The 8,008-nt window shown below is 67.7% G+C and carries 8 protein-coding genes; 2 read left to right on the top strand and 6 right to left on the bottom strand.

Annotation, left to right across the window (positions count from 1 at the left end):
• Positions 1-522 (bottom strand): LysR family transcriptional regulator (locus tag QMX85_RS20140; protein ID WP_282343891.1); only part of this gene is annotated, 522 nt, incomplete at its 3' end.
• Positions 523-629: 107 nt separating this feature from the next.
• On the opposite strand from QMX85_RS20140, the gene QMX85_RS20135 reads away from it, so the two are divergent.
• A complete protein-coding gene (locus QMX85_RS20135) occupies positions 630-1,385 on the top strand; it encodes a 3-oxoacyl-ACP reductase family protein (RefSeq protein WP_282343889.1) in 756 nt (251 codons plus the stop codon).
• Between the two features lie 215 nt (positions 1,386-1,600).
• Here the strand turns inward: QMX85_RS20135 and QMX85_RS20130 are convergent, their stop codons facing one another.
• The 3 genes from QMX85_RS20130 to QMX85_RS20120 form a co-directional block, all read right to left on the bottom strand.
• Positions 1,601-2,092 (bottom strand): LEA type 2 family protein, encoded by a 492-nt coding sequence (locus tag QMX85_RS20130; protein ID WP_282343887.1) that lies wholly within the window; start codon positions 2,090-2,092, stop codon positions 1,601-1,603.
• Between the two features lie 103 nt (positions 2,093-2,195).
• Complete coding sequence (locus tag QMX85_RS20125) at positions 2,196-2,951, bottom strand: hypothetical protein (RefSeq protein WP_282343885.1); 756 nt, start codon at positions 2,949-2,951, stop codon at positions 2,196-2,198.
• A gap of 334 nt (positions 2,952-3,285) precedes the next feature.
• Complete coding sequence (locus tag QMX85_RS20120) at positions 3,286-3,972, bottom strand: hypothetical protein (RefSeq protein ID WP_282343883.1); 687 nt, start codon at positions 3,970-3,972, stop codon at positions 3,286-3,288.
• A 209-nt stretch (positions 3,973-4,181) separates the two neighbouring features.
• Here QMX85_RS20120 and QMX85_RS20115 point away from each other — a divergent pair, with 209 nt between their 5' ends.
• Positions 4,182-5,240 (top strand): putative sulfate exporter family transporter, encoded by a 1,059-nt coding sequence (locus QMX85_RS20115; RefSeq protein ID WP_282343881.1) that lies wholly within the window; start codon positions 4,182-4,184, stop codon positions 5,238-5,240.
• Positions 5,241-5,274: 34 nt separating this feature from the next.
• Here QMX85_RS20115 and QMX85_RS20110 read toward each other — a convergent pair whose 3' ends face one another.
• Positions 5,275-7,002: a cobalamin biosynthesis protein CobT gene (locus QMX85_RS20110; protein ID WP_282343879.1), complete on the bottom strand. Its 1,728-nt coding sequence runs from the start codon at positions 7,000-7,002 to the stop codon at positions 5,275-5,277.
• Positions 6,999-7,964 carry an AAA family ATPase gene (locus QMX85_RS20105; RefSeq protein ID WP_282343877.1) on the bottom strand — a complete coding sequence of 322 codons (966 nt, stop codon included), beginning with the start codon at positions 7,962-7,964 and terminating at the stop codon, positions 6,999-7,001. Before QMX85_RS20105 ends, QMX85_RS20110 begins: the two co-directional genes overlap by 4 nt.
• Positions 7,965-8,008 lie beyond the last annotated feature (44 nt).

The following is an 8,008-nucleotide window of genomic DNA, read 5'->3' as shown; positions in this document are numbered from 1 at the left end:
GAAGTAGTCAGGGGCGGCCACCAGCGCGCGATGGGCCGGGGCGAGCTCGCGGGCGATCACGCCGGGCGGTAGCTCGAAGCCGCCGCCGATGGCGGCGTCGAAGCCCTGGCCGATGAGGTCGACCTGGCGATTGTCGAAATGCCAGTCCGGTTCGATGGCCGGGTAGAGGGCGAGGAACTCGCCCAGCAGCGGCACCATGTAGTCGATGGCGAACGCCAGCCCCATGCTGACCTTCAGCGTGCCGGAGGGTTGCCCGGCGCTGTTGCCGAGGTTGGCCACCGCGCTCTTGATGCTGGCCAGGCCCTCGCGGACTTCGCCGAGGAAGCGCTCGCCGTCTTCGGTCAGGCTCAGCCGGCGCGTGCTGCGCTGGAACAGCCGCACGCCCATGCTCGCCTCCAGCCGGGCGACGTTCTTGCCCACCGCGGCAGGCGTCAATCCAAGGCGCCGCGCCGCCTCGGCGAAGCTGCCGGCCTCCGCGCTGTGGACGAAGCAATCGATGGCGTTGAGGGTTTCCATGGGCATCTGCGTAAACCGTTGGTTCATTCAGCGTATAGGGATTGCCGGCTAATCGGTATCGATTGAGCGGTAGATACTGGACCTCTCTTTCACCGAACACCCAGGAGACACCCATGAGCACATCCGATAGCAACACCCTTGGCGGCAAGATTGCCCTGGTCCAGGGCGGTTCGCGCGGCATCGGCGCCGCCATCGTCGAGCGCCTGGCCGCGGAAGGCGCGGCAGTCGCCTTCACCTACGTCAGCTCGGCGCAGAAAGCCGAGGAACTGGCCGCGGCGATCCAGGCGAAAGGCGGCAAGGCCCTGGCGATTCGCGCCGACAGCGCCGACGAGCAGGCGGTGCGCGCGGCGGTTGCCGCCACCGTGAAGGCCTTTGGCGGACTCGACATCCTGGTCAACAACGCCGGCGTACTGGCGCTGGGACAACTGGACGAACTGAGCCTGGAGGACTTCGATCGCACCGTGGCGATCAACGTGCGCAGCGTCTTCGTCGCCACCCAGGAAGCCGCGCGGCACATGGGCGAGGGCGGCCGCATCATCAGCATCGGCAGCACCAACGCCGAGCGCATGCCGTTCACCGGCGGCGCCGTGTACGCCATGAGCAAGGCCGCGCTGGTCGGCCTGACCCGTGGCCTGGCGCGCGACCTCGGCCCGCGCGGCATCACCATCAACAATGTCCAGCCGGGCCCGGTGGACACCGACATGAACCCCGATGATGGTGACTTCGCGGACACCCTGAAAGGACTGATGGCGCTGCCGCGCTATGGCCGCGCCGAGGAAATCGCCAGCTTCGTCGCCTACCTCGCCGGGCCCGAAGCCGGCTATATCACCGGTGCCAGCCTGACCATCGACGGCGGTTTCGCCGCCTGAGTCAGCCGCATCCGCCAACGTCAGTGTCGGCCGGCCGATCAGTCGGCCGTCGTCGAACAGCGCGCCGCGGCTGGCGCCGGCGTCGGAATCGGCGAGTATCGCGCCCAGCCAGCCAGCCAGCCAGCCAGCCCGGCGCCTGGCAGTCCGTATGCGGCAGGTCCTGGTAGGGAATCGTCTTGCCCGTCTGGCGGGAGAGCGAGCCGCGCTGATCGGCGTCAGGGCGAGGTCGGCGGCTCGGGCCAGGTGAGGGTGCCGCTGTCGCTGAAGCGCTGGGTGCCGAACAGCCCGCTGGCGAACTTGCCCTTGAGCCGATAGGGCAGCCCCTGGCCGGGCTGGTAGAGGCCCAGGCCCCAGGTCTGGCGCATCACCGAGAACGCCGAGATCGTCACCGGCACGCTGACCAGCGCCTCGCCGAAGCGCGGGATTTCGCCGCGTCGGTCGCTGACGCCGCTGGCCAGCGGCTGGCCGTTCACTTCCAGGTCCAGTGCCACGCCGTCGTAGTCGAGGGCGTCGTCGTTGGGGTTCTGCACGCGCAACTGCACGGCGAAGCGCATTTCCAGGCCCTGGCCGGGCAGCGGCTCGATCCCGGCCAGGTCGATGCGCAGCGGATCGCGCGGGGCCAGGCTGCTGCAGGCGGCGAGACTCGCCAACAGCAGCAGGAGGATGGGCAGGCGAATGGGGGCGAGTGACGCGTGACGGTGGCGCATGCGGGTGGTCCGGTCCGGGGAACATGTTCAGCAGACCGGAACCGGGACGGATTTGCTCATCCGGGCGGGCCCTGGCGGGACGTTTTCCGCCAGGGCGCGTCGGTCACAGCGCGGGTAGCGGTGCCGCGCGCAGGCGCTTGCGCTGCACCTGGGTGGCGACGACCACCAGGCCCACCAGTATCGCGCCGAGGAAGGCCGAGGCGCCGACGGTGCCGAAGTCCAGCCCGCCTTTTTCCAGCGGCTTGGTGAGGAAATCTCCCAGCGTGGCGCCGAACGGCCGGGTCAGCACGAAGGCCACCCAGAACAGCAGGACGGTGGAAATCCGCGTGCGGTAGTGCAGCACCGCGATGCCGGCGATCAGGCTGCCGATCAGCAGCGCGCCGCCGCCGAAGCCGAGGCCCGAGTCGTCCGCCAGGTAGTCGCCCAGCGCAGTGCCCAGGGTGTTGGAGAAGAGGATCGCCACCCAGTAGAACAGCTCGCCCTTGAAACCGCGGATACGATCCACCGCCAGCGTGCTGCCGCTGAGTTTCCATACCGCGAAGATCACCGCGAGAATTCCGATCAGCAGCGCCGAGCCGCTGGCGTAGCCGAGCCCGAGGGTGCGGTCCATGAAGTCCGACATCGTGGTGCCGGCGGTGCTGGTGGAGAGAATCACCGCCCAATACAGCGGCGGGTTGTAGCGTTTGGAGGCGAGCTGAGCCACCAGGGTGACGAGGAACGCGCTGAGCAGGATCAGCGAACTCATGGCATAGCCGACATCGAGGGTCATCGACAGCAGGTCGCCAGCGGTTTCACCGAGCGTGGTGGCGCAGATCTTCATGATCCAGAAGGCGAGCGTGATCTGCGGGAGTTTGTTCATGGGGCGAATTCCGAAAGCGACAGGGGGCGGCGGGGCCGGCAATTGCGGTCGGCTGCCAGGCAGGCTGTCGACGCCCTTCCAGAGTGCCGTTCGGAACATCAAGAATTGGTCAAGAAATCATCAACGGAATATGTGTTACAGATTTTTTCTGCGGCATTGATAGCTAATTGAAAGGCTTCTGCGTTTACCATGCGCGCCCCGCATGGCTGCGTCGTAGTCGTGCCGGGCGACACGCCGTCACGAGCGTCGCGTTGTTCTCCCACTGACGTCATTTCCCTTGCGAAGCGACAGCGGTACCGCCACAAGCGGCACCGCGATTTCGCCTGTACGCGAATCAGGCCGGCGCGCCGCCCAGTTGCTCGAGCCACTGCGCCAGCACGCGCCGCCGCCACCAGTCGCTGTTCTCGATCAGCTGGCGCACCCTTCGCTGGTCGTCGGGGTTGCCGGCGAACTGGCGCGGCGCCGGCAGCACCGGCATTTCCTTCAGCAACGCCGCGCAGGCGTGCTGGTAGTCGCTGGCGTCGAGGCCGAGCTGGCCGTCGGCGAGCAGTTCCAGGCCGCGCAGGCCGGCGTGGCTTTTGGGCAGCAGTGGCAGGCGGGGGCAGAGCCAGAAGAGGATATGGCTACCGGCCTCGCCGTTGCCTGGCTCGCCGAACAGGCCGGCCTCCAGGGATTCGACCAGGCGCCCGGGCGGTTCCGCCTCGGCGTTCTGCGTCAGCGCCTCCCAGCGCGGTACCAATTGTTCGCGGATGAACGAGTCCAGGCGCGCGGCCAGTTCGTCCGCGCTCAGGCCCTGGTAGTCCAGTGCCGCGCCGCTGAACAGGATGCGCAGGTAGGTCTTGTCGACCAGCGTACGGCCGGCGTTCTGCCAGGCGTAATCCGCTGCGTGCGCGAGGCTGCCGTGGAAAAGCAGCAACAGCCCGTTATCGCTGCCGCGCGGGTCGTTGCCGGTGGCGCAGTCCGGGTTTGGATTTCGCCATCGCTGCAGCGCGACGGCGGTGGCTTGGGCGAGTCGATGCACGGGAATTGCCACGCGGGTTCTCACGAGTTGTCGGTGGGGCAGCCTGGAGGTCTTGGTGGCCGTCGCGGTAGGTCCAGTTGCCGAGGCGCACGGGTGCCATTTCAAATCTGGCCCAGCCTGTGCGGTGATAGTGGTCCTAATGGTGCCAGTTTCGATTCTCTAGCATGCGCTTATGCATTTATGCCCAAGCAATGCAAGGAATCGGAATAATGAGTTCCAAAAACAACAATAATTCAGTGGCTGCCCTTCCGCCTACCGACAGTTGGCTCAGCCGGCGCCGGGAGCGTTTCCTGGAAGTCTCGCCCGGCCTGCTGGTGGCCGTCGTCGTCGCTGCCGGCGCGACCTTTCTGTCCGAGCACTATGGCGCACCGGTGATGCTGATGGCCCTGCTGCTGGGCATGGCGCTGGGCTTCCTCCACGAGGAAGGCCGCGCGGTGGCGGGCATCAAGTTCACCTCCAGCACCATCCTGCGCATCGGCGTCGCGCTGCTGGGCATGCGCATCACCGTGGAACAGATCTTCTCCCTGGGCGGCACCCTGATGATGGTGGTGATCGGCGCGGTGCTGCTGACCATCGCGGTCGGCGTGGGGCTGTCGAAGCTGCTCGGCCTGGGGCGCGATTTCGGTGTGCTCAGCGGTGGCAGCGTCGGCATCTGCGGCGCTTCGGCGGCGTTGGCGATTTCGGCGGTACTGCCGCAGGACAAGGACGCCGAGCGCAACACCATCTTCACCGTGATCAGCGTGACCGCGCTGAGCACGCTGGCGATGATCGTCTACCCGATCCTGGCCAAGAGCCTCGGCCTAGACGACCAACAGGCCGGGGTGTTCCTCGGCGCGACCATCCACGACGTGGCGCAGGTGGTCGGTGCCGGCTACAGCATGTCCAACGAGACCGGCGACACCGCCACGGTGATCAAGCTGCTGCGGGTGGCGATGCTGGTGCCCATCGTGTTCTCCCTCTCGCTGTTGCTGCGCCGCCGCGGCGGCGCGGACTCGGGCGGCTCGAAGACGGCATTGCCGCTGCCGCTGTTCATCATCTTCTTCGTGGTTTTCGTCGGCCTGAACAGCAGCGGCGTGATGCCGGAGTGGTCGCAGAAGATGGCCATCGGCGTATCGAGCTGGTGTCTGGTCACGGCGATCGCCGCGCTGGGCATGAAGACCTCGATCAAGGCGCTGCTGGCGGTGGGCTGGCGACCGGCGACCTTGCTGGTGACTGAAACCCTGTTCCTTGCCGCGCTGATCCTGGTGATCCTCAAGTTCTTCGTCTGAACCGGCGCGGCCGTCCTGGGTGACGGCCGCGGCCTCAACGCCGCGCGCGGCCCCGGCCGAGCAGCCCGAGCACCTCGCCGAACAGCGCATTCTCGACGCCCTGCTGCAGGTCCAGTTCCAGGCTGTGGCGGTAGTAGGCGCCCAGGTCGAGGCCGACGCCCAGCGCGTACAGCTCGATTTCCCCTTCGTCCTCGATCTGCCGCGCCACCTGGCGCAGGTGAAGGTCGAGGATGTCCTCGCGGTTGGCCTGATGGGTGGCGCTGTCCATCGGGCAGCCGTCGCTGATGACGATCAGCAGGCGCCGCGGTTCGTTGCGCTGGCGCAGCCGCTGGCGTGCCCAGAGCAGTGCCTCGCCATCCACGCCTTCGCGGAACAGGTCGGACTTGAGCAGCCCGGCGATGGCCGGGCGGGCGCGGCGCCAGGGCGTGTCGGCGTCCTTGTAGATCATGTGGCAGAGCTCGTTGAGGCGCCCCGGATCGGCCGGCGAGCCCTGCCCGCGCCAGCGCTTGAACGGGCGGCCGCCGTTCCACTGGCCGGTGGTAAAGCCGAGGATCTCGGTTTTCGCGCCGGCCAGCTCGAGGGCGCGGGACAGGCAGTCGACCAGCAGCGCCAGGCTTTCGATGTGCGTGCGCATCGAGCCCGAGTTGTCGATCAGGAAGGTCACCACGCACTCGCTGTGCGGGCGCAGCGGTTCGCGGCGGAACAGGTCGCGCTGGTTCGGGTTGGTCACCAGGCGGCTCAGGCGACCGCCGTCGAGGCGGCCCTCCTCCTGGGCGAATTCCCAGCCCTGCAGGCGTGGCGCGGCGAGCAGCGCGGACAACTGGCGCGCCAGCCGTTGCAGGTTCAGGCCCTGGCGGAGGATGCGCTGGTCGAGGCGTTGGCGCAGTTCCAGCAGCAGTTCGGCACGTACCCGTTTGCTGACGACCTGCTCGACATCGTGGTCGCGGTTGAACACCCGGTAGCGGAAACCGTCCTGGGCGCCTGTGCGGTCGCTGGCGCCCGCGATGCCGCCGCCGTCGCCGTCTTCGCCGCCGTCGTTTTCCAGCAGCAGGGCGAATGCCGCAAGGCTCTTCTCGCTGGCGGTGTCGCGGCGCTCGTCGGCGCTGCCCAGTTGCTGCTCGAGCTGATCGATCAGCGTGGCGATGCAGAAGGCGATGTTCAGCGCATGGGTGGCGAAGGCAGCCTGGTCATGGCGGGTCTTGCGCAGCAGGCCGAATTCCGCGCCGAACTGGCCGAGCAAGCCCATGCGCGGCGCTTCCAGCAGGTCCTGGATGCGTTCCGGCGTGTGCCCGTTGCAGAGCAGCCGCCAGCTCATCAGGGCGAGGGTGAAGAGCATCAGGCCGAGGTGGTTTTCCAGCTGGCCGGAGTCGATGAACTGCTCCGCCCACTGGCTGAAGCGGTGCATCAGGTTGTGACGCACGCCCGGTAGCTGCTCGCTCACCTGTGCTTCGCAGCGCAACTGTTCGAGCAGGTCGAAGACCAGCCGCTCGATCGGCGAGGCCGGCATCCGGCTGTGGTGCAGGGCCCGATCGCTGTGACGCAGGCGCAGGGCGAGGCTGTCGGCGACGCCGCGAAAGGAGCGGAAATCGTCGCGGGCGAACTCCGGGTGCAGGTGTGGCGCGCGGATGGGGAAAGCCCGTCCGGCCAGTTCCAGGCGGTTGCCGCGGTAGCGCAGGCGCGGGCTGGCTGCCAGCGCGCGGAGCACCGCGGCGCAGAGTTCCTCGACCTGCTGCTGGCGCTTTTCCAGGCGCTGCGCGGTCACGAGGATTGCTGCCGCGCGTGGGATTCGGCCAGTTCGACGTCGAAGCAGCGCTGGTAGTACTCGGCCACCAGCGCGCGCTCGCTGTCGTCGCACTTGTTGAGGAAGGTCAGGCGGAAGGCACGCGCCGTGTCGCCGAAGATATCCGCGTTCTCCGCCCAGGAGATCACCGCGCGCGGCGACATCAGCGTGGACAGGTCGCCGGCGGCGAAACCCTGGCGAGTGAGGTTGGCCAGCGCCACCATGCGCCCGACCAGCGCCGGGTCGGTGCCCGGCGCCTGCCCGGTGACGATCGCCACTTCCTGTTCGGCGGGCAGGTAGTCCAGGCGGGCGACCACGTTCCAGCGGTCCAGTTGGGCCTGGTTGAGCATCTGGGCGCCGTGGTAGAGGCCGTTGAGGTTGCCCAGGCCGATGGTGTTGGCAGTGGCGAACAGGCGGAAGTACGGGTGCGGGGTGAGCACCTGGTTCTGATCCAGCAGGGTCAGCTTGCCGTCGCGTTCGAGCACGCGCTGGATGACAAACATCACGTCCGGGCGGCCGGCATCGTATTCGTCGAAGATCAGCGCCATCGGCCGGCGCAGCGCCCAAGGCAGGATGCCTTCCTGGAATTCGGTGACCTGCTGGCCGTCGCGCAGGACGATGCCGTCCTTGCCGATCAGATCCAGGCGGCTGACGTGGCCGTCGAGGTTGACGCGCATGCACGGCCAGTTGAGGCGCGCGGCGACCTGTTCGATGTGCGTCGACTTGCCGGTGCCGTGAAGACCCTGCAGCAACACCCGGCGGTTGCGCATGAAGCCGGCGAGGATCGCCAGGGTAGCGTCCTGATCGAAACGGTAGGCGGGGTCGATGTCCGGCACCTGTGCATCGCGCTCGAGGAACACCGGCACCTGCAGGTCGGCGTCGATGCCGAACAGGTCGCGACAGGAAACCAGGCGGCTGGCGTGTTCGAAATGCAGGTCGGTCATCGGGCGGGTCCGCGTTGAGTGGGAGATAAGCGATTCTAGGCAGC

The organism is Pseudomonas sp. PS02288, from assembly GCF_029959715.1.
Taxonomy (GTDB): domain Bacteria; phylum Pseudomonadota; class Gammaproteobacteria; order Pseudomonadales; family Pseudomonadaceae; genus Pseudomonas_O; species Pseudomonas_O kuykendallii.
Note: the sequence above shows the minus strand (reverse complement) of the source record. Positions and strands in the feature narration are given on the sequence as shown.

Bases quoted from the DNA above. Each gene is read 5' to 3' on its own strand.
- QMX85_RS20135 (WP_282343889.1), top strand. From the start codon at position 630: ATGAGCACATCCGATAGCAACACCCTTGGCGGCAAGATTGCCCTGGTC.
- QMX85_RS20130 (WP_282343887.1), bottom strand. From the start codon at position 2,092: ATGCGCCACCGTCACGCGTCACTCGCCCCCATTCGCCTGCCCATCCTC.
- QMX85_RS20125 (WP_282343885.1), bottom strand. From the start codon at position 2,951: ATGAACAAACTCCCGCAGATCACGCTCGCCTTCTGGATCATGAAGATC.
- QMX85_RS20115 (WP_282343881.1), top strand. From the start codon at position 4,182: ATGAGTTCCAAAAACAACAATAATTCAGTGGCTGCCCTTCCGCCTACC.
- QMX85_RS20105 (WP_282343877.1), bottom strand. From the start codon at position 7,964: ATGACCGACCTGCATTTCGAACACGCCAGCCGCCTGGTTTCCTGTCGC.